The 24,133-nt window shown below is 42.4% G+C and carries 26 protein-coding genes and 3 pseudogenes; 23 read left to right on the top strand and 6 right to left on the bottom strand.

What is annotated here, in order from left to right:
- The first annotated feature begins 5 nt into the window (after positions 1-5).
- Positions 6-1,766: an Ig-like domain-containing protein gene (locus AF333_RS21985; protein WP_052812147.1), complete on the top strand. Its 1,761-nt coding sequence runs from the start codon at positions 6-8 to the stop codon at positions 1,764-1,766.
- Positions 1,767-1,935: 169 nt separating this feature from the next.
- Here AF333_RS21985 and AF333_RS21980 read toward each other — a convergent pair whose 3' ends face one another.
- Positions 1,936-3,030, bottom strand: coding sequence for a LuxR C-terminal-related transcriptional regulator (locus tag AF333_RS21980; protein ID WP_043066786.1), 1,095 nt, complete (start codon positions 3,028-3,030; stop codon positions 1,936-1,938).
- Between the two features lie 144 nt (positions 3,031-3,174).
- Here AF333_RS21980 and AF333_RS21975 point away from each other — a divergent pair, with 144 nt between their 5' ends.
- The 6 genes from AF333_RS21975 to AF333_RS37230 are packed head-to-tail and all read left to right on the top strand — an operon-like array spanning position 3,175 to position 7,070.
- Positions 3,175-4,161 (top strand): ABC transporter substrate-binding protein, encoded by a 987-nt coding sequence (locus AF333_RS21975; protein WP_043066787.1) that lies wholly within the window; start codon positions 3,175-3,177, stop codon positions 4,159-4,161.
- Positions 4,136-4,462, top strand: coding sequence for a hypothetical protein (locus AF333_RS21970; protein ID WP_043066788.1), 327 nt, complete (start codon positions 4,136-4,138; stop codon positions 4,460-4,462). The genes AF333_RS21975 and AF333_RS21970 overlap by 26 nt, the downstream gene beginning before the upstream one ends.
- Before the next feature lie 3 nt (positions 4,463-4,465).
- On the top strand, positions 4,466-4,942 hold the full coding sequence (locus tag AF333_RS21965) for an ABC transporter permease (protein WP_053432754.1): 477 nt from the start codon (positions 4,466-4,468) through the stop codon (positions 4,940-4,942).
- Positions 4,890-5,606: an ABC transporter ATP-binding protein gene (locus AF333_RS21960; RefSeq protein ID WP_052812149.1), complete on the top strand. Its 717-nt coding sequence runs from the start codon at positions 4,890-4,892 to the stop codon at positions 5,604-5,606. Before AF333_RS21965 ends, AF333_RS21960 begins: the two co-directional genes overlap by 53 nt.
- Before the next feature lie 5 nt (positions 5,607-5,611).
- A complete protein-coding gene (locus tag AF333_RS21955; RefSeq protein WP_321167180.1) occupies positions 5,612-5,950 on the top strand; it encodes a class I SAM-dependent methyltransferase in 339 nt (112 codons plus the stop codon).
- Positions 5,874-7,070, top strand: coding sequence for an Ig-like domain-containing protein (locus AF333_RS37230; RefSeq protein WP_161808228.1), 1,197 nt, complete (start codon positions 5,874-5,876; stop codon positions 7,068-7,070). Before AF333_RS21955 ends, AF333_RS37230 begins: the two co-directional genes overlap by 77 nt.
- 169 nt (positions 7,071-7,239) lie before the next feature.
- On the opposite strand, the gene AF333_RS21945 is transcribed toward AF333_RS37230, so the two are convergent.
- Positions 7,240-8,334 (bottom strand): LuxR C-terminal-related transcriptional regulator, encoded by a 1,095-nt coding sequence (locus tag AF333_RS21945; protein WP_043066786.1) that lies wholly within the window; start codon positions 8,332-8,334, stop codon positions 7,240-7,242.
- 144 nt (positions 8,335-8,478) lie between these two features.
- Between AF333_RS21945 and AF333_RS21940 the strand changes: the two genes are divergently transcribed.
- From AF333_RS21940 to AF333_RS21910, 7 genes are all read left to right on the top strand, one after another.
- Positions 8,479-9,465: an ABC transporter substrate-binding protein gene (locus AF333_RS21940; RefSeq protein ID WP_043066787.1), complete on the top strand. Its 987-nt coding sequence runs from the start codon at positions 8,479-8,481 to the stop codon at positions 9,463-9,465.
- Positions 9,440-9,766, top strand: coding sequence for a hypothetical protein (locus tag AF333_RS21935; RefSeq protein ID WP_043066788.1), 327 nt, complete (start codon positions 9,440-9,442; stop codon positions 9,764-9,766). The genes AF333_RS21940 and AF333_RS21935 overlap by 26 nt, the downstream gene beginning before the upstream one ends.
- A 3-nt stretch (positions 9,767-9,769) precedes the next feature.
- Complete coding sequence (locus tag AF333_RS21930) at positions 9,770-10,246, top strand: ABC transporter permease (protein ID WP_053432754.1); 477 nt, start codon at positions 9,770-9,772, stop codon at positions 10,244-10,246.
- A complete protein-coding gene (locus tag AF333_RS21925) occupies positions 10,194-10,910 on the top strand; it encodes an ABC transporter ATP-binding protein (protein WP_052812149.1) in 717 nt (238 codons plus the stop codon). Before AF333_RS21930 ends, AF333_RS21925 begins: the two co-directional genes overlap by 53 nt.
- 5 nt (positions 10,911-10,915) lie before the next feature.
- Positions 10,916-11,641: a class I SAM-dependent methyltransferase gene (locus tag AF333_RS21920; RefSeq protein ID WP_139188986.1), complete on the top strand. Its 726-nt coding sequence runs from the start codon at positions 10,916-10,918 to the stop codon at positions 11,639-11,641.
- The gene (locus tag AF333_RS21915; protein WP_043066790.1) at positions 11,631-12,722 is read left to right on the top strand and encodes a saccharopine dehydrogenase family protein; all 1,092 of its coding nucleotides are present in this window, start codon (positions 11,631-11,633) and stop codon (positions 12,720-12,722) included. The genes AF333_RS21920 and AF333_RS21915 overlap by 11 nt, the downstream gene beginning before the upstream one ends.
- Positions 12,723-13,167: 445 nt before the next feature.
- The gene (locus tag AF333_RS21910; protein ID WP_043066791.1) at positions 13,168-13,779 is read left to right on the top strand and encodes a DUF421 domain-containing protein; all 612 of its coding nucleotides are present in this window, start codon (positions 13,168-13,170) and stop codon (positions 13,777-13,779) included.
- A gap of 343 nt (positions 13,780-14,122) precedes the next feature.
- Here the strand turns inward: AF333_RS21910 and AF333_RS21905 are convergent, their stop codons facing one another.
- Together AF333_RS21905 and AF333_RS21900 are read right to left on the bottom strand one after the other, a co-directional pair.
- Positions 14,123-14,845, bottom strand: a complete 723-nt coding sequence (locus AF333_RS21905) for a GGDEF domain-containing protein (RefSeq protein ID WP_235496840.1) — start codon at positions 14,843-14,845, stop codon at positions 14,123-14,125.
- 181 nt (positions 14,846-15,026) lie between these two features.
- Positions 15,027-15,638 carry a stalk domain-containing protein gene (locus AF333_RS21900; protein ID WP_052812151.1) on the bottom strand — a complete coding sequence of 204 codons (612 nt, stop codon included), beginning with the start codon at positions 15,636-15,638 and terminating at the stop codon, positions 15,027-15,029.
- A 355-nt stretch (positions 15,639-15,993) separates the two neighbouring features.
- Between AF333_RS21900 and AF333_RS33900 the strand changes: the two genes are divergently transcribed.
- From AF333_RS33900 to AF333_RS21890, 3 genes are all read left to right on the top strand, one after another.
- Positions 15,994-16,161 (top strand): hypothetical protein, encoded by a 168-nt coding sequence (locus AF333_RS33900; protein WP_158502471.1) that lies wholly within the window; start codon positions 15,994-15,996, stop codon positions 16,159-16,161.
- A gap of 253 nt (positions 16,162-16,414) precedes the next feature.
- On the top strand, positions 16,415-16,660 hold a 246-nt coding region (locus AF333_RS21895), incomplete at its 5' end, for a DUF4183 domain-containing protein (protein ID WP_152968245.1).
- Positions 16,661-17,066: 406 nt separating this feature from the next.
- Complete coding sequence (locus tag AF333_RS21890; RefSeq protein ID WP_043066792.1) at positions 17,067-17,351, top strand: DUF4183 domain-containing protein; 285 nt, start codon at positions 17,067-17,069, stop codon at positions 17,349-17,351.
- Positions 17,352-17,638: 287 nt separating this feature from the next.
- Here the strand turns inward: AF333_RS21890 and AF333_RS21885 are convergent.
- Positions 17,639-19,063: pseudogene (locus AF333_RS21885) on the bottom strand (IS4 family transposase).
- Positions 19,064-19,160: 97 nt separating this feature from the next.
- On the opposite strand from AF333_RS21885, the pseudogene AF333_RS37680 reads away from it, so the two are divergent.
- The 6 genes and pseudogenes from AF333_RS37680 to AF333_RS21865 all read left to right on the top strand — a co-directional run.
- Positions 19,161-19,353 (top strand): annotated as a pseudogene (locus AF333_RS37680) (HAD hydrolase family protein); the annotation flags it as partial.
- Positions 19,354-19,623: 270 nt separating this feature from the next.
- Positions 19,624-19,839, top strand: coding sequence for an RNA polymerase sigma factor (locus AF333_RS36130; RefSeq protein ID WP_235356679.1), 216 nt, complete (start codon positions 19,624-19,626; stop codon positions 19,837-19,839).
- A gap of 3 nt (positions 19,840-19,842) precedes the next feature.
- The gene (locus AF333_RS36125) at positions 19,843-20,193 is read left to right on the top strand and encodes an RNA polymerase sigma factor (RefSeq protein WP_235356680.1); all 351 of its coding nucleotides are present in this window, start codon (positions 19,843-19,845) and stop codon (positions 20,191-20,193) included.
- Entirely contained in the window at positions 20,186-21,685 is a 1,500-nt protein-coding gene (locus AF333_RS21875) for a DUF4179 domain-containing protein (protein ID WP_043066995.1), read from the top strand. The genes AF333_RS36125 and AF333_RS21875 overlap by 8 nt, the downstream gene beginning before the upstream one ends.
- 3 nt (positions 21,686-21,688) lie before the next feature.
- Complete coding sequence (locus AF333_RS21870; RefSeq protein WP_043066996.1) at positions 21,689-22,141, top strand: hypothetical protein; 453 nt, start codon at positions 21,689-21,691, stop codon at positions 22,139-22,141.
- Positions 22,142-22,505: 364 nt separating this feature from the next.
- Positions 22,506-23,465, top strand: a complete 960-nt coding sequence (locus AF333_RS21865) for a polysaccharide deacetylase family protein (protein ID WP_052812177.1) — start codon at positions 22,506-22,508, stop codon at positions 23,463-23,465.
- A 162-nt stretch (positions 23,466-23,627) separates the two neighbouring features.
- Here AF333_RS21865 and AF333_RS37675 read toward each other — a convergent pair.
- Positions 23,628-23,759 (bottom strand): annotated as a pseudogene (locus AF333_RS37675) (flavoprotein); the annotation flags it as partial.
- Positions 23,760-24,133: the final 374 nt, after the last annotated feature.

The following is a 24,133-nucleotide window of genomic DNA, read 5'->3' as shown; positions in this document are numbered from 1 at the left end:
ATTTAATGGCAAAAATTAAATCAATCTATGCATCGTTTCTTTCTTTTCTTCTCGTCTTTTCAACGTTGGTATGGGGTTTATCTACGAATGTTGTGTATGCAAGCTCATCTTGGAATTCAGTAGGGTCTGCGGGTTTCTCAGCCGGTGGAGCTGCATTCACTTCGCTTGCGATTGCTCCGGATGGAACACCGTATGTAGCGTATGAGGATATGGAGAACGGATATAAAGCCACGGTCATGAAGTTTGTTAATGGGTCATGGAGTCCAGTAGGGCCTGCGGGTTTCTCAGCTGGTGGAGTTGCAGACACTTCGGTTGTGATTGCTCCGGATGGAACGCCGTATGTAGCGTATGCGGATTTGGAGAACCATTATAGAGCCACGGTCATGAAGTTTATTAATGGGTCATGGAGTCTAGTAGGGCCTGCGGGTCTCTCAGTCGGTGATGCTGCACACACTTCGCTTGCGATTGCTCCGGATGGAACACCGTATGTAGCGTATGCGGATTGGGCGAACGATTTTAAAGCCATGGTCATAAAGTTTGTTAATGGGTCATGGAGTCCAGTAGGGCCTGCGGGTTTCTCAGCCGGTGGAGCTGCATACCCTTCGTTTGCGATTGCTCCGGATGGAACACCGTATGTAGCGTATGCGGATGTGGAGAACGAATATAAAGCCACGGTCATGAAGTTTGTGAATGGGTCATGGAGTCCAGTAGGTTCTGTAGGTTTCTCAGCCGGTGGAGCTTTCTACACTTCGCTTGCGATTGCTCCGGATGGAACACCGTATGTAGCGTATGAGGATAGGGGGAACGGGGATAAAGCCACGGTCATGAAGTTTGTGAATGGGTCATGGAGTCCAGTAGGTTCTGTAGGTTTCTCAGCCGGTGGAGCTGCATACCCTTCGCTTGCAATTGCTCCGGATGGAACACCGTATGTAGCGTATACGGATAGGGGGAACCAGAGTAGAGCCACGGTCATGAAGTTTGTGAATGGGTCATGGAGTCCAGTAGGTTCTGCGGGTTTCTCAGCCGGTGGAGCTTTCTACACTTCGCTTGCGATTGCTCCGGATGGAACACCGTATGTAGCGTATGCGGATTGGGCGAACCGGAGTAAAGCCACGGTCATGAAGTTTAGTCCAGCAGTTACAGGCGTGACGTTGGATAAAGATACATTGACACTGACAGCGGGAGGAACAACGGGAAGTCTGACAGCAACGGTAGCGCCAGATAATACGACAAATAAGAATGTCACATGGAGTAGCAGTAACACAGACGTAGCAACAGTAGATGCGAATGGTGTAGTGACACCAAAGGCAGCAGGAACAGCGACGATTACCGTTACAACAGAAGATGGGAATAATACGGCAACCTGTACGGTTACGGTACAAGCAGCGCTAAGCAATCTTACGATAAGCCACGGAACATTACAACCTGCTTTTTCAACCACGCAGGATACGTATTCTATTAATGTAGGAAATGATATCACTTCGATTACCGTGGCAGCGAATGCAGCCGATGACCTTTCTTCGATCTTTATTATGGGGAATCAAACGACATCTGATACCATTAATCTTGCGGTAGGAACCAATACGATTCCGATAGAGGTTAAAGCGAAAGATGCTACAACCTCAAAGAAATATACGATTACAGTGACACGTGCGGGTGCAAGCGATGCCACATTAAAAAGCTTAGCGGTAAGTGCGGGTACATTAAGTCCAGCATTTGCATCTAACACAGATGCGTATACCGTAGATGTCGGCAACAAGGGGTAATACCACACCACCATCAAGTTAAGGAATGTGGTGTTCCCAAAACGAAAAAACCACTATCCTTTACCTTATTTTTGAACTGTAATCCGAATAACGAACTTTTTTAAGTGTCCATTATTCGGGTTACAGTTCAGCACTCGTTTTTCGTATGCTTTTCAATTCTTAAGAATGATTATTCCCTTATTCCAGCCAGATACATGCTGAAGCGGGAGAATAGAAGCCAAATGAGCTCTCTCCGGCTTGTTACGCCTGTTTTCATGAAAATTGATTTTAGATGATCCTGCACGGTATAAGTGGAAATATGGAGTGAAAGAGCAAGTTCTTTAGTGGAAAATCCTCTTACAATCCGGTCGAGGACTTGCTTTTCGCGTTCTGACAACCCATAGGCTTCCGAGATGAAGGGGAGCATATCGGACGGTTTGGCCAACTCGAGCCAGACGGCCAACTGGAGCGTAGCGGAGGGACCGCTAAGTTGACTGGCTTGAATTGTTAGATACGGGCCTTCAGGAATGTGAATACAGACCTTCGCCAGGGAGAATCGTTCCGTTCCTACTGATGTACTCGACAATGCACGGGAACAGACGGCCCGAATCGGTCGAGGGAGAATGTGACTGTCGATGCCCTCCCACTTCTGTAGCAAGGATAACCAGTGTTTCGCCGCTGCATTGGACGAGAGCATCGTAAGCTGGTCAGAGAGAACGAGTATTCCCGGTTCTTTCTCTATCCATCTTAATTCCTCAGACGGTAATACCAGATTCCTTTTACGTAAATTAAAGGCAATCAATGGAACAAGGGAAGAAATGAATTTTCGTTCATCCTCATGGAAGAAGGGGCGATCATGATAGCGGAATAACGTCAAATATCCCCAACATTTCCCCTGGTATCGCAAAGCTGCCCGCATCTCATCTTTAAATCCAGCAGGGAGAAGCACATTCCGATAGCGGGCACTTCGCTCCAATTCACCTTTTGTCGCTCCACTCAATGTAGCGACCGGGTCATCCGCCTGCACCAATTGATGATAGGTGTTGAAATCCTCATGAACATATTCATATTCAAACAGGCGGTGATGGATTGCTTCGATGCCATCTTCTGTGACAGCGCCTGTGGACAGAAGGGTTTGCGGATCTACCATTGTACAACATGCTCCGTCGAACGGAACAGCCTTGCGCAAGTGTCCGATTAGAGCTTTCCTGTAATCCCATGATGTAACAGCTTCCTTTTCAAGAGTTATTATTTTTTGCTTGATATCCTCCGTCTGTGCACGCATATTTATTCTCCTGATTTTTCATCTATATAGTTTCGATCAAAAATCCCAGATTTGTGGGATAGTCTTTTCTTTTCTCATTCTTAATAATTGATAATAATTCTTATTATTATTTTATAAGCTTTGAGAGGAGTTGGAAAGGGTATCATGCTATCTTTACCCCGTTGTATATTTCAGGCTTTGCTAGCGGGATTGGTCGTTTTTTCCGTTTTGACAGGCTGCTCGAAAAACGATACTGTTCCATCCTGGGCATCGAATGAAGGAACGCAACATGTTACTTTACTGTCGCCGAAAGCCCCTTCCTTAATTCCAGCCTTGCTGATCGAACAGCAAAAAGATGCTGAAGTAAAGCTCAAGGTAGAAATGTGGGATACAGTTGAACAGTTGCTGGCTCGTGTCCAGAAAAATGATGTACAGTTTTTCGCTGCACCGCTTAATGTGGGAGCAAACATGTATGCCAGGGGATTGCCGCTGCAACTTCTTCATGTTAACACCTGGGGCTCGATGTATTTAGTTTCACTTGATCCTGAAGTACATAACTTATCGGACCTGGCAAATAAGACAGTATATATTCCTGGACAGAGTGGCCCACCTGATATTTTGACCCGTTTTTTACTTGAAAAAGAAGGACTGGAGGGCCGTGTTACGCTTGCGTATGGAGTTATACCGGACATTATGCAGCAGCTTGCTGCCGGAACCATTCGGTATGCTGTGCTTCCTGAGCCAGTGTTGAGCGGCTTGCGTGTGAAGTTGAATGGTCGGCTGACTGAAGTGGTCGATTATCAGCAGATCTGGTGGGATAGTTTTGGAGAGGATTTGCCGCAGACAGGCATTTTCGTTAACAGGGAATGGGCCAAGACGCATCAACAAGAGGTCGAGCGTTTTCAGCGCCAGTATCAGGACGCGCTTCATGAGACAGTCAAACAACCTAAAACAGCCGTGAATCTGTCTACCGAGGCGTTCGGCATTCCAGAAGCAGTGTTGTTACAGGCAATGCCGCATATCAGTCTGATGTTTAAAGATGCTGTGGAAGCCAGGTCGGAGGTCGAACGATATTTCAACATCCTGTTGCAGACCGTTCCAGATTCAATTGGGGGAGTAATGCCAGATGCGGGTTTCTATTACGGTTTATAACAAATGGCCAGGTTGCTATACGGCCCTCGTTCTTCTAGCGCTATGGGAAATTATCGCTCGTATGTATCCTCCGGTCATACTTCCAGGACCACTAGAAACGCTGCGAACGCTGTTGACGCTTACCGAGCGGGGAATTCTATGGCAATCGCTCGCACTTTCCTTTCTGCGGCTTATTGTGGGATTCGTGCTTTCTTTTCTTCTCGGTGCTGGACTTGGTGTGTGGGCAGGAGCCAATGAGAAGGTACTCAAGCTTATCAGACCCGTCGTGACGACATTTCAGGCAATTCCTCCAGTTTCCTGAATATTGCTTGCGATTCTTTGGCTAGGTGTAGAAGGCGGGGCACAAATCTTCGTCGTAACCATTGCACTGTTTCCAGTATTTTTCTTCAACTCGATACAGGGAATACGACAGGTTCCTAGGGATTTATTAGAGATGGCTGAAGTCTTTCAGGTAAGCCGTTGCAAGCGGATCAAAGATATTGTTTGGCCTACGCTCGCTCCTTTTTGGGCGGCAGCGCTAACGGTTAACATTGGGACTGGCTGGAAAACAGTTGTCATGTCCGAATTAATCAGTGGTCAAACCGGCATTGGAGCAGCCATGAACACGGCTCGAATTTATTTGAAAACGGAAGAGGTAATGGCCTGGACTCTTCTCGTCGCTCTGTTGGGGATGAGCCTGGAATGGTTAGTACGAAAATACACATCAAAAAAGAGAGGAGGCGCATCGAATGCGATTCAATCACATCACTGTCAAATACGAGAATCATCGCAAGGTATTTGAAGATTTCTCGTTGGATCTGGCTGAAGGACAGATAACATGCGTGATGGGGGCATCAGGGATCGGAAAAACGACGCTGCTACGTATGGCGGCAGGTCTGGAGCAGCCAATGAGCGGAAGGGTTAAACGAAAAGAGGAAGAGCGTACTAGTTTTGTGTTTCAGGAACCCCGACTGCTGCCTGCGAAAACGGTGTTAGAAAATGTACAGTGGGTGCTTGAACGTCAAGGGGATGAAGAGACAAATAGAAAAGTGCTTGCCCTGCTGGAAGAGGCGGGCTTAATTCACGCTATAAATGATTATCCTGATCAACTTAGTGGCGGCATGAAACAACGTGTTTCAGTCGTCCGTGCTTTTGTACCCAATCCGCAGTTTCTCATTATGGATGAACCGTTTCAAAGCCTGGATGCTGCCACGAGGCGGGAGATGCAGAAGTTGTTGCTTCTTTTATGGCATAAGCAGAAATCGACGGTGCTGCTTGTAACACATGATCCAGAAGAAGCACTGGCTTTAGGCTCTCGTATTGTCGTGCTCGGTGGATCTCCTGCCACCATCATCCTCGATATATCTGGTACAGATAATGAAGATGGGATGACTTTCTCAGAAACTGATCGGGTACGATTGAAACAACTTACACATGTGCAAGTACTTTATAATGACGAGGAGTAATGAAAATGAATGATACGAATATCCCCATGAGCTGGGATCATCCAGATGTGTACCGATATGAAGAAACCATTTCTTTAAAAATACCAGGCTATCATCATCTGTACGATATAACAGATCGTTTGATGACCGCACAGTTGAACCCATCTACATCTTCTGCTGAAGTACTTATTGTTGGCGCAGGTGGGGGACAAGAGCTGGTGACTTTCGGAAGTAGGCATGAAGACTGGTTGTTTACAGGCGTTGATCCGTCTGCACGCATGCTGGAAATTGCCAAACTCAGCCGGTGGAGCTTTCTACACTTCGCTTGCGATTGCTCCGGATGGAACACCGTATGTAGCGTATGAGGATAGGGGGAACGGGGATAAAGCCACGGTCATGAAGTTTGTGAATGGGTCATGGAGTCCAGTAGGTTCTGTAGGTTTCTCAGCCGGTGGAGCTTTCTACACTTCGCTTGCGATTGCTCCGGATGGAACACCGTATGTAGCGTATGAGGATAGGGGGAACGGGGATAAAGCCACGGTCATGAAGTTTGTGAATGGGTCATGGAGTCCAGTAGGTTCTGTAGGTTTCTCAGCCGGTGGAGCTGCATACCCTTCGCTTGCAATTGCTCCGGATGGAACACCGTATGTAGCGTATACGGATAGGGGGAACCAGAGTAGAGCCACGGTCATGAAGTTTGTGAATGGGTCATGGAGTCCAGTAGGTTCTGCGGGTTTCTCAGCCGGTGGAGCTTTCTACACTTCGCTTGCGATTGCTCCGGATGGAACACCGTATGTAGCGTATGCGGATTGGGCGAACCGGAGTAAAGCCACGGTCATGAAGTTTAGTCCAGCAGTTACAGGCGTGACGTTGGATAAAGATACATTGACACTGACAGCGGGAGGAACAACGGGAAGTCTGACAGCAACGGTAGCGCCAGATAATACGACAAATAAGAATGTCACATGGAGTAGCAGTAACACAGACGTAGCAACAGTAGATGCGAATGGTGTAGTGACACCAAAGGCAGCAGGAACAGCGACGATTACCGTTACAACAGAAGATGGGAATAATACGGCAACCTGTACGGTTACGGTACAAGCAGCGCTAAGCAATCTTACGATAAGCCACGGAACATTACAACCTGCTTTTTCAACCACGCAGGATACGTATTCTATTAATGTAGGAAATGATATCACTTCGATTACCGTGGCAGCGAATGCAGCCGATGACCTTTCTTCGATCTTTATTATGGGGAATCAAACGACATCTGATACCATTAATCTTGCGGTAGGAACCAATACGATTCCGATAGAGGTTAAAGCGAAAGATGCTACAACCTCAAAGAAATATACGATTACAGTGACACGTGCGGGTGCAAGCGATGCCACATTAAAAAGCTTAGCGGTAAGTGCGGGTACATTAAGTCCAGCATTTGCATCTAACACAGATGCGTATACCGTAGATGTCGGCAACAAGGGGTAATACCACACCACCATCAAGTTAAGGAATGTGGTGTTCCCAAAACGAAAAAACCACTATCCTTTACCTTATTTTTGAACTGTAATCCGAATAACGAACTTTTTTAAGTGTCCATTATTCGGGTTACAGTTCAGCACTCGTTTTTCGTATGCTTTTCAATTCTTAAGAATGATTATTCCCTTATTCCAGCCAGATACATGCTGAAGCGGGAGAATAGAAGCCAAATGAGCTCTCTCCGGCTTGTTACGCCTGTTTTCATGAAAATTGATTTTAGATGATCCTGCACGGTATAAGTGGAAATATGGAGTGAAAGAGCAAGTTCTTTAGTGGAAAATCCTCTTACAATCCGGTCGAGGACTTGCTTTTCGCGTTCTGACAACCCATAGGCTTCCGAGATGAAGGGGAGCATATCGGACGGTTTGGCCAACTCGAGCCAGACGGCCAACTGGAGCGTAGCGGAGGGACCGCTAAGTTGACTGGCTTGAATTGTTAGATACGGGCCTTCAGGAATGTGAATACAGACCTTCGCCAGGGAGAATCGTTCCGTTCCTACTGATGTACTCGACAATGCACGGGAACAGACGGCCCGAATCGGTCGAGGGAGAATGTGACTGTCGATGCCCTCCCACTTCTGTAGCAAGGATAACCAGTGTTTCGCCGCTGCATTGGACGAGAGCATCGTAAGCTGGTCAGAGAGAACGAGTATTCCCGGTTCTTTCTCTATCCATCTTAATTCCTCAGACGGTAATACCAGATTCCTTTTACGTAAATTAAAGGCAATCAATGGAACAAGGGAAGAAATGAATTTTCGTTCATCCTCATGGAAGAAGGGGCGATCATGATAGCGGAATAACGTCAAATATCCCCAACATTTCCCCTGGTATCGCAAAGCTGCCCGCATCTCATCTTTAAATCCAGCAGGGAGAAGCACATTCCGATAGCGGGCACTTCGCTCCAATTCACCTTTTGTCGCTCCACTCAATGTAGCGACCGGGTCATCCGCCTGCACCAATTGATGATAGGTGTTGAAATCCTCATGAACATATTCATATTCAAACAGGCGGTGATGGATTGCTTCGATGCCATCTTCTGTGACAGCGCCTGTGGACAGAAGGGTTTGCGGATCTACCATTGTACAACATGCTCCGTCGAACGGAACAGCCTTGCGCAAGTGTCCGATTAGAGCTTTCCTGTAATCCCATGATGTAACAGCTTCCTTTTCAAGAGTTATTATTTTTTGCTTGATATCCTCCGTCTGTGCACGCATATTTATTCTCCTGATTTTTCATCTATATAGTTTCGATCAAAAATCCCAGATTTGTGGGATAGTCTTTTCTTTTCTCATTCTTAATAATTGATAATAATTCTTATTATTATTTTATAAGCTTTGAGAGGAGTTGGAAAGGGTATCATGCTATCTTTACCCCGTTGTATATTTCAGGCTTTGCTAGCGGGATTGGTCGTTTTTTCCGTTTTGACAGGCTGCTCGAAAAACGATACTGTTCCATCCTGGGCATCGAATGAAGGAACGCAACATGTTACTTTACTGTCGCCGAAAGCCCCTTCCTTAATTCCAGCCTTGCTGATCGAACAGCAAAAAGATGCTGAAGTAAAGCTCAAGGTAGAAATGTGGGATACAGTTGAACAGTTGCTGGCTCGTGTCCAGAAAAATGATGTACAGTTTTTCGCTGCACCGCTTAATGTGGGAGCAAACATGTATGCCAGGGGATTGCCGCTGCAACTTCTTCATGTTAACACCTGGGGCTCGATGTATTTAGTTTCACTTGATCCTGAAGTACATAACTTATCGGACCTGGCAAATAAGACAGTATATATTCCTGGACAGAGTGGCCCACCTGATATTTTGACCCGTTTTTTACTTGAAAAAGAAGGACTGGAGGGCCGTGTTACGCTTGCGTATGGAGTTATACCGGACATTATGCAGCAGCTTGCTGCCGGAACCATTCGGTATGCTGTGCTTCCTGAGCCAGTGTTGAGCGGCTTGCGTGTGAAGTTGAATGGTCGGCTGACTGAAGTGGTCGATTATCAGCAGATCTGGTGGGATAGTTTTGGAGAGGATTTGCCGCAGACAGGCATTTTCGTTAACAGGGAATGGGCCAAGACGCATCAACAAGAGGTCGAGCGTTTTCAGCGCCAGTATCAGGACGCGCTTCATGAGACAGTCAAACAACCTAAAACAGCCGTGAATCTGTCTACCGAGGCGTTCGGCATTCCAGAAGCAGTGTTGTTACAGGCAATGCCGCATATCAGTCTGATGTTTAAAGATGCTGTGGAAGCCAGGTCGGAGGTCGAACGATATTTCAACATCCTGTTGCAGACCGTTCCAGATTCAATTGGGGGAGTAATGCCAGATGCGGGTTTCTATTACGGTTTATAACAAATGGCCAGGTTGCTATACGGCCCTCGTTCTTCTAGCGCTATGGGAAATTATCGCTCGTATGTATCCTCCGGTCATACTTCCAGGACCACTAGAAACGCTGCGAACGCTGTTGACGCTTACCGAGCGGGGAATTCTATGGCAATCGCTCGCACTTTCCTTTCTGCGGCTTATTGTGGGATTCGTGCTTTCTTTTCTTCTCGGTGCTGGACTTGGTGTGTGGGCAGGAGCCAATGAGAAGGTACTCAAGCTTATCAGACCCGTCGTGACGACATTTCAGGCAATTCCTCCAGTTTCCTGAATATTGCTTGCGATTCTTTGGCTAGGTGTAGAAGGCGGGGCACAAATCTTCGTCGTAACCATTGCACTGTTTCCAGTATTTTTCTTCAACTCGATACAGGGAATACGACAGGTTCCTAGGGATTTATTAGAGATGGCTGAAGTCTTTCAGGTAAGCCGTTGCAAGCGGATCAAAGATATTGTTTGGCCTACGCTCGCTCCTTTTTGGGCGGCAGCGCTAACGGTTAACATTGGGACTGGCTGGAAAACAGTTGTCATGTCCGAATTAATCAGTGGTCAAACCGGCATTGGAGCAGCCATGAACACGGCTCGAATTTATTTGAAAACGGAAGAGGTAATGGCCTGGACTCTTCTCGTCGCTCTGTTGGGGATGAGCCTGGAATGGTTAGTACGAAAATACACATCAAAAAAGAGAGGAGGCGCATCGAATGCGATTCAATCACATCACTGTCAAATACGAGAATCATCGCAAGGTATTTGAAGATTTCTCGTTGGATCTGGCTGAAGGACAGATAACATGCGTGATGGGGGCATCAGGGATCGGAAAAACGACGCTGCTACGTATGGCGGCAGGTCTGGAGCAGCCAATGAGCGGAAGGGTTAAACGAAAAGAGGAAGAGCGTACTAGTTTTGTGTTTCAGGAACCCCGACTGCTGCCTGCGAAAACGGTGTTAGAAAATGTACAGTGGGTGCTTGAACGTCAAGGGGATGAAGAGACAAATAGAAAAGTGCTTGCCCTGCTGGAAGAGGCGGGCTTAATTCACGCTATAAATGATTATCCTGATCAACTTAGTGGCGGCATGAAACAACGTGTTTCAGTCGTCCGTGCTTTTGTACCCAATCCGCAGTTTCTCATTATGGATGAACCGTTTCAAAGCCTGGATGCTGCCACGAGGCGGGAGATGCAGAAGTTGTTGCTTCTTTTATGGCATAAGCAGAAATCGACGGTGCTGCTTGTAACACATGATCCAGAAGAAGCACTGGCTTTAGGCTCTCGTATTGTCGTGCTCGGTGGATCTCCTGCCACCATCATCCTCGATATATCTGGTACAGATAATGAAGATGGGATGACTTTCTCAGAAACTGATCGGGTACGATTGAAACAACTTACACATGTGCAAGTACTTTATAATGACGAGGAGTAATGAAAATGAATGATACGAATATCCCCATGAGCTGGGATCATCCAGATGTGTACCGATATGAAGAAACCATTTCTTTAAAAATACCAGGCTATCATCATCTGTACGATATAACAGATCGTTTGATGACCGCACAGTTGAACCCATCTACATCTTCTGCTGAAGTACTTATTGTTGGCGCAGGTGGGGGACAAGAGCTGGTGACTTTCGGAAGTAGGCATGAAGACTGGTTGTTTACAGGCGTTGATCCGTCTGCACGCATGCTGGAAATTGCCAAACTACGAGTGGAAAGGGCCGCGCTTGGGCCGCGTGTATCGTTTAGGCAGGGAACGATTGAGCAGCTTTCATCAGATCATCTTTTTGATGCTGCGACGTGCTTGCTTGTACTTCATTTTGTAAAAGGACTGCCACAAAAACTGGAGTTGCTCCATCGTATAGCGGAGCATCTAAAGCCAGGAGCGCCTATCTTTCTTGCCTCCATTAACGGAGAGCCGAACACAGCAGCGTTTACAGTGCAAATGGAGGCATGGAAAAGTCATATGCTGGACAACGGTATCCCGATTCAGGACTGGGAGCGTTTTGCGGCTTCGCTCGGTCGGGAATCTGATCCGGTGCGAGATTCGGTTGTCAGAGAATTACTGGAAAAGGCAGGCTTCACACAAATAATGAGATATTTTGGTTCCTATTTGATTAGCGCATGGTTTGCGGTAAAAGGTAGTAGAGATGAAGAATAAAATCATTGTAGTAGGCGGATATGGATGTGTAGGAAAAACAATATGTAAGGAATTGGGCGAGAAATTTCCAGGAGTTGTATATGCGGCGGGTAGAAATTTAGAACGTGCAGAGCAGCTCAGTAGGGAAACTGACGGCAAAGTCAAATCATTGCAATTGGATATTCAGGAAGCCGTTCATCCAGACGCTTTAGATCAAGCGAGGCTCGTGATTATGTGTCTGGATCAGACGAACAGTGGTTTCGTCCGGTCTTGTTTCCAAAGTGGAACTCATTATATAGATGTTTCAGCGAATGGACGCTTTCTAAATCAAGTGGAACAATGGAGCACAGAAGCCGAAAAGAACCGCGCAACAGCAGTTCTAAGTGTTGGGCTTGCGCCTGGTTTGACCAATTTGCTGGCGCTTCAGGCGCAAAAGCTGTTAGATCAAGCTGAGAGCATTGAATTATCTATTCTGCTTAGTTTGGGAGGTCGTCATGGAAAAGCAGCCATCGAATGGACCATCGACAATTTGAACACCAGCTTTTCGATCACCGAGAACAATCGTCAGGTTACAGTTAATAGCTTCACAGATGGTAAAATAGTAGATTTTGGCGCAATTTTAGGACGTAAAAAAGCATATCGGTTTCCGTTTTCGGATCAACAAACACTTGTCCGCACACTTGAGGTGCCATCCGTTTCTACGCGGCTTTGCTTTGATTCGGCTGTGGCGACTGCCTTCATGTCGGGACTGCGAAAAATAGGAGCATTCCGACTGTTACAGGTGCATAGGATTCGCAATGCTATGATTCGTAGTTTCGAACAACTTCACTTCGGAGGAGATCAGTTTGCTGTAAAAGTCGATGCTTGGGGAAGAAAAGGGGGCAAAGACGCAGCTGTCGAGTGCTTGCTACAAGGAAAAGATCAATCTAATATGACAGCCAAGGTCGCTGTATGTGTAGCGGATGCTCTTTACAGTCAAGTGTTCCCGCATGGCGTTTATCATATTGAGCAGCTGTTTGAACTGAAAAGCATGCAAGACTGGTTACAGCAGGAAGCTTCTATTGAGATACGTATAGATGGAGTTCAGTTGGGTTATGTATAATATTTGTTCATAGTTTTCTTTTCTCTCACGGGTGTTGATTAAGTAAAAAGAGGAAATAAAAATTGAAAAAGGGGCTCCCTTTCGCGAAAATAGTTTGTATCTAACTCCAAACTATTGCGGAACGAGGAGACCTCTTATGAAGACCTCTACTACATTCCTTTCTATTCTGGAACAAATGGAACGGTTTAGCCGCAAACCGGGGCAGAGACGGGCAAACGAAGGACTTCCATATATTGCAGTGTGAGATGAGAATTATTTATGAAATTGATAAATATTTAGTGTAAAGATAGTTTGGTAATAGAGGTGTTATGACGAGGGTGTTAGAACTTAAGTGTAGGGTTTGTTTGGAGGAAGTGCTCTTTTTTGAAGCCTAAATAGTGATAACCTATAAATGTATAAATGTTTATTTTTTTTTCCCATACTGACTGTAAAAGGAGGTTGGGGTATGAACGTAAGTTGGATTTGGCAAACACTTGTGATTTTTGTTGTAGGTACATTAATTTTACGTATCAGTGGAAGAAGAACGATTTCCCAGATGACAATACCAGAAACGGTTATTATGATTGCAATAGGGACCTTACTTATCCAACCAGTAACGGGCAGAGGGTTATGGATTACATTTGGAGTCGCGGCCTTATTAGTTGTCGCTTTGCTTGTGACAGACTATATTCAATTAAAATCCGATGGACTTGAAACTCTGATATCTGGTAAGGCTGTAACAATCATTGAAAACGGAACACTCAATGAAAAAAACTTAAGGAAACTCCGATTACCGGTAGACAAACTGGAAGCCAGATTGCGTCAGTCGGGAATTGCGAACATAAGCGACGTGCAATGGGCTACACTAGAGGTTAGCGGACAATTAGGCTATCAGTTAAAAACAGAGAAGCAGCCGGCAACAAAGCAAGATATTGAAAATCTTGCTCGATTAATTGAAACTAGGTTGCCCTATAGCCAAATTGTTGCTGAAAGTGGCCAAGTAACGTATCAAGAAAATATCTTTACTGAAGTGGCAAATAAGGGACATAGCAATCCCTCGCCTGAACGTTTACAGTAATGAGAGTCTAGCAAGAGTTTAAGCATCTATCCGATACTTTTTTGTTATCTGTTTTCAACATTATTCATCCAAAAAAAACGTACAGTTCAATGCAGTATTTACGAAGGGTACTTAAAAGATATTTTTGTCTCGAAATTTGACGACAAGTGTTAGTCGTATAAAACAGATTCCTAATACATAATAAAATTGGAAATTAAATCAAGGGGGAATACATGTGGAAGTGCTATTGGGAAAAGCAAAAAGAAAGATATGGATGTAAAAAGAGGAACAATAAATAATCCGACCCGTACATCCTGTACGGATCGGATTATTCTATTAACATAACATTACAGCGATTGTAAAACTACTCATGATTCGGTTCAAAAACGATTGTACGATTCCTTCCACTTTTTTTAGCGTTATACAAACATTCATCTACTTGTTCAATTAACTTTGTCATTTCTGATGTACAAGTAGGGTAAGAAGAGACTCCGATTGAAATAGTTACAATCTCACCACATGGGCTTATACTCGATTCCATGTTCATACGTAATCGCTCAGCCACATGAAAGGCTTCCGTTTTATCAGTATAAGGAAGGAGGATAACAAACTCTTCTCCTCCAAATCGACAGCATATATCTGTTTGTCGTGAAACTTCTTTCATCTGTTCCGCTAAAAACTTTAAAACTTCATCTCCGACCGAGTGACCATACGTATCATTTACTCTCTTGAAACGGTCGATATCTAGTAAAATAATCGAAAAGGGAACGCGGTTGGCTGCCCAATTCTGCATCTGCTGATCCATGGTTCGACGATTAGTTAGTTTTGTCAGCGGATCTGTTGTCGCTTGATACATAAAATAGTTAACCCTATTGTGGAGAAAAACCAGGCTATGTAGCAATGACTTCTTTAACTGAATCGCTTCATAATACCATGCTACTACTTTTTCTATGTGTTCCTCTTGACTATTTTCAGTACTGTTTTCAGTATAATACGCTAGTTGATGTAAAGGTTGGGCAATCTTTATTGAAATCCACCAGATGATAAGCAGTGACAGAAATAAAAAAGGAAGCCACTTTTGTATCATGTCTTTAAGCATTTCTGTAGCAGGCGCCAATGCCTTATTTGTTGGACGCTGAGAAGGGAGTGGGGACATGATAAGGAATTAGTCAGCGTAGAACTTTGCGACGGAAAGGTTACATTAGGTAGAGGAACGTTGAAGACTACTATTATCGTTGGACAGATAGGCTCTGCTTTCATAAATCATTTTAATCCTTGTCCAAATACCAATGCTCACCGTATTTTTGAACAATAATGTCATAAGTGCCAGTTCGCTTATTGTTTGTAGAATCATTATGAACGAGAGTAATCGTAAACTGCCAAACATCATTCTTAATCTGCACCCCATCATCAACGGAAGCCTCCTCAATCCAGGGGCTTGAAGAGGAACCCTCCCCCCATAAAAAAGCCTCAAATGATTTGCGCCTCTTTTCCTGTAATTGTGGCGACATAATAGCAAATTGTAAGGCACCATTCCTCGTTTTTAAGCCTTCTGCATAACGCTGAGCAGCTTCTTTTGGTGAAGTAGGAGCGAGCGCTTTTTGTAAAAGATTAACTTGAGTCTGTAGGGAATGTACATTAGGGGAATTAATCCACACCGTATTTGTACTCTTATCCCAAGTTATCTTAGCCCCTAGCGCTTCTGCCAATGGGCGAGCTGCTACCATAGTTACGCCTTCCTCCAATTTTGGCTTTAGTCTCTCATTCATCAAAAAGTTATTAACCATTACGTCTAATGGTTTATTAGCAAATGCTGAAACAGAAAAGACGACTATAAAAGGCAGAAGTAGTGCTACCACAGTTAACCATTTCCTTTGCATTGTTTCCTCCTAAATTTGCTTTATAGATACCTACTACATAGTGTCACATCTATTGATTATCCATGAGGTGAAGGAAAGTGCACGTATAGACATAAACATGCTCCCTCGTTTCTTCCTATACATTCTAGATTAATCAATATCGGTAACATAATGCGATATTTTTTAATTACAATCCTTAATGTGTAAAATCCTTCTTTGAGCCTCCGAAAATTTGAAATATAGTAAAATCATCAACAAAAAATCGGGATTCGTGGGAAATCCTACGTTTCCTATTTTTTTAGTGAGGCCTCCCGCCTGAAAAAAAGAGGTTTTTTTCCTTTATATAGTAAAAAAGGATATAGGAAGGGTGAGGAGAATGAAAGAAATACATAGATGCATTATTCAGGTTGATAAGAACGGAAGAATTTCGCTACCTGAAGAGATAGCCAAAAATATACATAGTAATTTACTCGATTTTGAGGTAAACGGATATAAACTTTCAGCAAAAGAGCCGGAGCTTGACTATATCTTTATTATGGGATAAAGAATAAAAGCAATGCCCTGCTGTCCGTATGGATGTCAGGGCTTAGTTTGCTATTTTAAGATACATTATCTTGCTTAACAAATGTTAGTAAATGTAAAATTCCTAAAAAGTATAATTATAGTAGGTACATGCCGTTTCGAGGACAAACTTCTAAGGAATACTCCATTAACGGAGAGCCGAACACAGCAGCGTTTACAGTGCAAATGGAGGCATGGAAAAGTCATATGCTGGACAACGGTATCCCGATTCAGGNATTCAGGGCCCTCAAGTTATTCTAGCTACTGAATTTACTGGTGATAGTGGAGGGCCAATAAGTGAATTTACAAACCTCGGACAAAACAGCTACAGTAATCTTTATATTAATGGAATATTACAAGAAGGCAGCATATATAGCGTAAATCCAAACGCTCTAACTATTAATCTCAATGGCAGCACCATTTTTGCAGGTGAACCTATTATCCTTGAAATTGTTCAGTTTTCTGCTCAAGTATTTCCTTAAAAACTGTGTAATATAGCCCAGTGACCTTTCTTTTTTTAATGTTTTAGTGAGTGTGTGGCAGGTTTACCTAAATTCATAGCTAAATATTATGCAAGCTTATATCGATTATTTGGTTTCTATATCCTATATATGCCTTATTCATTATATTAATTTTGCTACACACTCTTAGTATTAATCAAAGCGTAGGGAGAGTGTTTATCGTTAGATGAATAGGAACTCATCAGCAAAGAAAAAAGTAACCTAAGGTATCCCACTTTCAATTTGCAAATTGTACGTATATACTAAGTCATTTGCTGTTCCTGAAGTATAGTGAGAGGAATAGAATGTAGTAACGGATGGAACAAGCCCTCTTTCTAGAGGTTTTTCAAAAAATCCGTAATGATAAAAAGAAAAGGAGTGAATACACATGCCTATAGTTAAACCGTTTATAGCTGGTAGAAAGTTTACCTCTACAGCAGGGGCCGGAACAGGTACAGGTGCTACATTTGCAATTGCAGCTACAGCTTTTACCGATGATACTGGTGCAGCTGCGACAGCATTTCCAGCTTCATTTTCGTATTACAACCTGTATATTAACGCTGTGCTTCAAACCGCTGACACTTCAACCGCAACTACAACTACGTTAACGATCCCAGGTGGGGACGTGCTTGATCCAGCAACACCGATCACTGTCGAATTTGTCGTCACTTAGTAAAGTTTGTTTGTTGTAGTGTTGTACAAGCTAGTAATTGCAAAATAGTCACCCCTCTTACCAATTATGGTGGGGGGTTATCTTGCTTATAGATGGATACGGATCAAATTATCAAGAGACATGAGATAGGTTACTATGCATCGTGTTGGGATGGTATCCCATCGCCATCAAGTTAACGACAAAGAATAGGTGTTTACAATACAACATCCCTGTTCTTGTCAAAGTTTTATGTGGCTAATCGGAATTTTGTGCATGCCAAATAAGATTTCACAGGCTCTGTTTTTTAATTACGCAATCGTACGAAGCCCTCTTGTATACTCATATACTACGCCTAGGATGTCAAAGACCGTTTTCTTTTTATATCGATGTGATTTGTGTCCATTCTTTTCGATCATCTGAAAAATTTGGAGAAGAACCTGTCCATTGTCTTGAATCTGATTTTTCAAAGCATTGTGTAGAGAAAGAAAACACTCTTTTACAATACCGATGGCTTTGAATTCACTTCTTTCTCTCTTTTTCTTTATCAGAAGAAGTCTGCGCATCTGAAACATGAGGGAAGAACTAAGTAGAATGGCGATTAACTGCCCGTACATATGGCACTTAAACCTTTCGGTTTTTATTGGCTTACACCGATTAATATGGAAAATGGATTTCCATGTTTTAAAGAGAATCTCTATTTGCCAGCGTAATGAATACAGGTCATGAATGAACTCTTTTTTTTACATATTCCTCTGGAATATTTGTTATGTAAATGCTGATAGCACTCAAGCGTTTTGTACGCTCTTTATAGGTAATGCCTTTCTTTTTTTCTTGTTGAGTACGCATCATAAGTCGTTTCTGTGTTTGTTCCTCAGTCAACTTATAAATTAAGAGCCGTGTCCGCAATTTTTTGTCGCGTCCAAGATATACCTCAGGAAGTTCTATGATCTCTTCCGGCTCAAGACGATCCATAATAGCTTCTATATCAATTTCTTTGTATAAAGATTGTTTTTTGACTTTACCATCTTTGAATCGCTCCATATTTTCGTTTTTTTCATACACACGGACATTTACCTTTAACCTCGAAACGTAAAAAGCACCCCGTTCCTCTATTTCTTTAAAGTCACCTAAAGAGAAGTATCCTAAATCACGAATACAAAGATCCTTTTCTTCTACTGTTTTGGTTCGTTGTATGCCATATAATCCGTCGCTATTTTTACCAGGCCCAACATCTACTTGTAAAAAAAATCCGGTTTTCAATTCGTATTCAAGCTGAATTTTCATACCAACGGTATGCGCACTTCCTCCTGATCCTTGATATCGCTCAGCATGGAAGTTGAAAAACTGTTGAATCAAGAATACGGATACGATGAAAAGGAGAGCCGAGCTTGCAAGGTAGCGAAGATGAAGACATGAACTTTTCCTGGAGAAGTGTAGAAAAAAGGGTTTGAAGAAAGGTTACAGCTGATGTATTAAACCGTTGGTTTAGCCCTTTCTGTGCTTATCGAGAGATGACTCGATGCGTCAAGTTGGCCACACAATCGTGTAAGAGGGGGGATGGATATATCATTGTTAAAAAAAACGCATAAGGAAATTAAATCTTGTGCGGTATACTTGCTTTTTCGTTGGACAAAACTTGTTTGTCTAGCGAGTTGTTCAAGCTGGGGAGGAGAAAAGTATCGCTGTAGCTCTTGAGCTATAAGTTCCATTTCTTCTTGTACCGAAAGAGACACTTGTTCCATAAAAAAACCATCCTTTCTACAGTGCTTTATAGAAAGAATAGCTAATTTTTTCACTTTATGATATGAAATTTTCTTGACTTGATGGCGTATTGCTGTAGGCGATAGCTATAATGATCTTACTATGATTACCTTTGCAGGGCTTGGTGTCGCAATAAGCAATGTACCAGATGACATTAAGGAAATAACTAATTATGTGACAGATACATTATAAATCATGGTGTGGTAAGGTTGTTGAGACCTTTATTTTAAATAAAATGCTACAAGCAGAGAAATCGGAATAATTATATCTTTGCCTATTAAGAAAGAAGCGCCAGTGAACCCCTTCATTCCTTTGACGTTTCTTTTTGTTGGGAATGGAAATCTCGGAACCACGATGATTCACCTTGGTGTTTGGATCATCCATGACTTCGTTAGAAAGAATACATGGATTGCATCAATGGCTCAAGTACCAATTTACACAAGTCAGGAAAAGATTTTTTGCTCTTTCTATGAACCAAAATACGAGAACTGGTGAATAAGAGGTGAAAGGAAAAAACGAGGAGGTCTTTTATGTGAAGGAAAATCATCATTTTCCAATAGCTAGGGGAGGAGAACCAGTTGATTTTGAAACACTTGTTCAACCTCACTTAGCTACGGCATTTCGAGTCGCTTTTTTGATCGTCCACGATTACCATCTAGCTCAGGATGCCGTTCAAGAAGCACTATGGGAGGCGTATCAATCACTTTATCGATATGATGAACGAAAAGGGACATCGTTTCGGGCTTAGTTTATGAAAATTGTGACACATCGTGCACTTAATATGGTACGTAGAAGGAAAAAAACGGAAGAATATACGGACTCCATTGATCCTGGGCAAAACCCATTGGAGAGTATTCTTCAAAAGGAGAAAGAACAACAGATTTGGCAAGCGATTCAGTCGATGACGCCGAAGCATCGCTCTGCAGTTGTTCTTTACTATTATGAAGAGTTTAGTATAGCTGAAATTGCAAAAATCCTTGGTGTGTTTGAGGGAACGGTAAAATCAAGGCTACATAGGGCCAGAAAGCTAATTGTTGAAAAAATACAAGCTGAAAAAGAAACACAGGTAATTACCGAGATGGGAGTGATCATGCATGACTAATCTTGACAAACAGATTACACAAACTCTAAAAAAGGTAGCTGGAGAATTGGATCAACCTACTTTTGTGATGCCCGACCAAGCAGTAGCCTATAAAAGAAAAAGATCGCGTTTACTAGGCTCTTTGGTATTTCCAGTCTCAATTAGCTGCGTTTTGCTTTTAACGATTTCGGTGAGTTCATACGTATCACCTACCTTTGTTGCCTATGTTAAATCGTTATTTGATGGCAGTTCTGATAAAGAACTGCAATATGCAGTACAGGAGGGCTTTTCACAGAAGGTAAATGCCTCTGTTACTGATCAGGGCTATACTCTTGAAATAAAGGAGATATTGGCTGACCCAATGAGAATTGTGGCCGTTTATTCGATCAAGGATCAGCAAAATAACTTTATTCATCCGGATAAGCTTCATATAAGTAAGGTAGAGGTAACAGATTTGAAAGGGAATGTAATTAAAGAAACTACAACGTATGGAGTAAATAAACGCGAAGAGAATTACGGATATCTCACTCTAAAAAACCCCGGGGAAACAGAAGAACAGAAGCTTTTATTACAATTCGAGGGAAATCAGATCGACTCTGTTAAAGGAAATTGGCCCTTAAAGGTTCCTATTGATTTAGAAAAATCAATTACGGCTTCAAAGATGCTACCAATGAATAAGACGTATACTTATACTACACCACAGGGACTGCAAATCAATCTAAACAGCGTGATGTATTCACTGACTGCTGCGCGTGTCGAATATGAAACAAAGTGGACGGAAGAGGCAAAGAAAAGATTAGTACAGGAAAGCAAACAAGTGAAAGGAAGAATAGCTTCAGCTGCCCCTTATGTTCGCTATGATGATTATAAGCTGAATTTTCATGTTGAAAATGAAAAGGGAGAGAAAGTAAAAGATTTAACTTGGGAGCTTGATACTCCACGCAAGGCAGTGGATGAATACGGCCATTCTATTCGGAAGTATGGATTTGCTCCTTTGTCTCCAGATCATCAATATACACTAGTATTGGATTCCTTAGTAAAAACAGAACCGTATAAGCTGGACATATCATTTGAGCCGAAGCAGCTTGCCGATAAACCTGTAAGAGTAGATAAGGATGGCAAAACGATTGAGATCAAGTCAGTAACCTTTGACAAACCTCAAAATGAAGCATCTCCAAAGGATGAGAAGCATGCTACGATTACACTAGAGGCTTATTTAAAGGATATTGTTCAAATAACAGATAGGATTTTAGTGGATGATGATACAGATAAAATTATTAATCACTTCGGTTGGACGATAAAAGATGAAAAGGGCAAAATATACAATGTAACAGGTGGAGATTTTAAAATGATAGGAAAGGATGAACAAGGCAGAAACCATATCCGAATGAAATTGCAAAGTTATGAAATGAAAGAACTCCCTCAAAAGCTCAGTCTTACTTCAGAGTTGGCAGAAAAGAGCTATGACCTGGATTGGAGAGTACCATTGCCAATGCCAAAAGAAGACAAATGAGAAGTGGATAAAGCAGCGTTGAAAGCAGTAGAAGACACATTTGTAGGCCTGAACGGTTTGGGTTTACAAAAAGAACCGTTGGAAACTGCTTCTTTGATAGTTAAGGATGGCAAAGAGGTATATACGCGTACATTCAGCGACTCTGATACCCCAGTATTTATTGATGTGGAAAAAAGAACGAATAAAATTTTGAACGTCTATGCGAATGAACTTGAGCATACTACAGCGGAGTATCCAGCTGTGTTCGATAAATTGGAAGGATACAGCGAAGAACAATTGTTGAAACAGGCGACCATCCAAGCTAAGCGATTATTGAGCATCGACCTGACAGGCTACAAAGCATCCAAGAATCCTCAAATGGTCGGCGTTGTTTATTTTACTAGAAAGGGCACACCGACTTTAGTGGGCCGATACAATTCAAAAGGTCAATTCTATGTTCTCGGATTTGAGGAATAGAATCTTATTGCATCGTTTCCATTTCTTTTAGAAAGAACCGATCACTACCTCCCCCTGTAGTGATTGGTCTTTCTTCTAGGGGGAATATTTTTACGCTTTTTAGATAAGCGAAAATTGCGCTTGCAAGTCACACCAACAGGAAAAGAAAACCACAGTTGACATCTTGGATCTGATATATGGTCCCATACAAAAATTGTATAAGGAACTACAGATAAAGACCAGGTGGCCTTATTTCTTTATACAAAAAGAGATTTAGTAATAAAACTTTAATGGTGTGAACCAAGCAATATGTTTATTTATCTAATGGATAGATGATGAAAGCAACTTCCTATCGGAAGACAACATTCGTATTTTTACGTATAAAATGCGTGATGCGACACTTTATAAGGAATTGGAGAGAAAGCTTCCCATCGGCGAACATAAAAACGAAAGAATCGTCATAAGGAGTAGATGGGTAGGCAGCTATATGAGAGAAAAAAAACGATGGACAAACCTGTTATTTGCTTTAATAGCTATTTTTACCTGTGCTTTGTTGTATCCGCAGCTCACACCATACACTCACTATGAAAACAAAGTGCTTGTGCTCACCTACCATCATATTGATGAAAAGATAAAAAGTGATGCTACGATTACACCGAAACTTTTCGAACAGCATATGAAAAAATTGAAGAAGTACAATTACAATGTGATTTCGATGGATGAATTTATTGCCTTTATGAAAGACAATAAAAGCGTGCCGCCGAATGCGATTCTTCTTACATTTGATGATGGTTATAAGAGCTTCTATTCGAAAGCATATCCAGTCCTGCTAAGATATGGCTACACTGCTACAAATTTTATCATTGTAAAAGCAACTGATATACCCAATCCAAAGGCACTTCCACACCTTACTTGGAAGGACATGCGGGAAATGAAACGAAACGGCATGAGCTTCTATTCCCATACATATGATCAGCATATGCTATGCAACGTAAACGCACAGAGAGAAACAAAACCTGCGCTCGTAACACCAATATATAAGGAAAAAGAGAAAAGGACGGAGACCGAAGGTGAATATCAACATCGTATAGAAGAGGATATTCAGTTTGCAAATGAACGCCTAGGGCAAGAATTAAACAACCATGAACACCTCCTCTGCTTCCCATTTGGTGCGTATAACGATACTGTATTAAAAGTAGGAAGAGAGAATAATATTCGACTCTTTTTTACAACCCAAGAAGGAATAAATAAAGCGCGTCAAGAAAAAGTCCTTCGAATTAATGCCGGAGCTCCAAATGTTTCAGCAGAAGAACTGATAAAGAAGTTGGAGAGCTATGATGAATAAAAGTTGCTTCAAATGATTTTATATTTTCCTCCCTATATGGATTCCCGGTATATCACCATCAAGCTAACAAAAAGAAATACCCCAAAACCAAAAAATAAGCTAAATTCTCATTTTTTTGATTTTGGGAACAATTGTAAGGTAGGCAACAATCGATCGGACCTATTCATAACCAGTTGCCATAAGAAAGGTTGGCGCCCGACCGTAGCTTTTCATGCCTACAATGTACAAGTCTTTTTCAGGTTGACGCAATTCCTGCTCACCATGAGGACGAACCGTTCCACAGCTATGAATATCACCTTATCTTTCTACTACCTATTCGGAAGCAAATAAACAGGGGATTTTTATTCATTTTGTAGATTTTGATCTTACTTAATAATTACTTGATACTAAATCAATTAGTTTACTTAAAAAAAGAACCATATGTACGATTTGAACAACAAAATTAAAGTGTACCTCAATTGCGAATCTTGACCTCGTTAATATGTAACGAGGTTTTATTTTTTTGTGTTTACTTCTTTTTAGAGGTATCATAAGCTACTTTGTGGTCTATGACAGGAACCCTGTCACCACCCCATATAGAAGAACTCTAATCAGGTATCAAACTTTGTGAAAGACTTAATGATTTATAAAATGTTTTTTAAAGAGTAGGACAGCTTCATACACTATTT

The organism is Aneurinibacillus migulanus, from assembly GCF_001274715.1.
GTDB lineage: Bacteria > Bacillota > Bacilli > Aneurinibacillales > Aneurinibacillaceae > Aneurinibacillus > Aneurinibacillus migulanus.
The sequence above is the reverse complement of the archived record's forward strand: the minus strand, read 5'-3'. Positions and strand labels throughout refer to the sequence as shown.

Coding starts and splice junctions, on each gene's coding strand:
- AF333_RS21985 (WP_052812147.1), top strand. CDS start 6: ATGGCAAAAATTAAATCAATCTATGCATCGTTTCTTTCTTTTCTTCTC.
- AF333_RS21980 (WP_043066786.1), bottom strand. CDS start 3,030: ATGCGTGCACAGACGGAGGATATCAAGCAAAAAATAATAACTCTTGAA.
- AF333_RS21975 (WP_043066787.1), top strand. CDS start 3,175: ATGCTATCTTTACCCCGTTGTATATTTCAGGCTTTGCTAGCGGGATTG.
- AF333_RS21970 (WP_043066788.1), top strand. CDS start 4,136: ATGCGGGTTTCTATTACGGTTTATAACAAATGGCCAGGTTGCTATACG.
- AF333_RS21960 (WP_052812149.1), top strand. CDS start 4,890: ATGCGATTCAATCACATCACTGTCAAATACGAGAATCATCGCAAGGTA.
- AF333_RS21955 (WP_321167180.1), top strand. CDS start 5,612: ATGAATGATACGAATATCCCCATGAGCTGGGATCATCCAGATGTGTAC.
- AF333_RS21945 (WP_043066786.1), bottom strand. CDS start 8,334: ATGCGTGCACAGACGGAGGATATCAAGCAAAAAATAATAACTCTTGAA.
- AF333_RS21940 (WP_043066787.1), top strand. CDS start 8,479: ATGCTATCTTTACCCCGTTGTATATTTCAGGCTTTGCTAGCGGGATTG.
- AF333_RS21935 (WP_043066788.1), top strand. CDS start 9,440: ATGCGGGTTTCTATTACGGTTTATAACAAATGGCCAGGTTGCTATACG.
- AF333_RS21925 (WP_052812149.1), top strand. CDS start 10,194: ATGCGATTCAATCACATCACTGTCAAATACGAGAATCATCGCAAGGTA.
- AF333_RS21920 (WP_139188986.1), top strand. CDS start 10,916: ATGAATGATACGAATATCCCCATGAGCTGGGATCATCCAGATGTGTAC.
- AF333_RS21915 (WP_043066790.1), top strand. CDS start 11,631: ATGAAGAATAAAATCATTGTAGTAGGCGGATATGGATGTGTAGGAAAA.
- AF333_RS21910 (WP_043066791.1), top strand. CDS start 13,168: ATGAACGTAAGTTGGATTTGGCAAACACTTGTGATTTTTGTTGTAGGT.
- AF333_RS21905 (WP_235496840.1), bottom strand. CDS start 14,845: ATGATACAAAAGTGGCTTCCTTTTTTATTTCTGTCACTGCTTATCATC.
- AF333_RS21900 (WP_052812151.1), bottom strand. CDS start 15,638: ATGCAAAGGAAATGGTTAACTGTGGTAGCACTACTTCTGCCTTTTATA.
- AF333_RS33900 (WP_158502471.1), top strand. CDS start 15,994: ATGAAAGAAATACATAGATGCATTATTCAGGTTGATAAGAACGGAAGA.
- AF333_RS21890 (WP_043066792.1), top strand. CDS start 17,067: ATGCCTATAGTTAAACCGTTTATAGCTGGTAGAAAGTTTACCTCTACA.
- AF333_RS36125 (WP_235356680.1), top strand. CDS start 19,843: ATGAAAATTGTGACACATCGTGCACTTAATATGGTACGTAGAAGGAAA.
- AF333_RS21875 (WP_043066995.1), top strand. CDS start 20,186: ATGACTAATCTTGACAAACAGATTACACAAACTCTAAAAAAGGTAGCT.
- AF333_RS21865 (WP_052812177.1), top strand. CDS start 22,506: ATGCGTGATGCGACACTTTATAAGGAATTGGAGAGAAAGCTTCCCATC.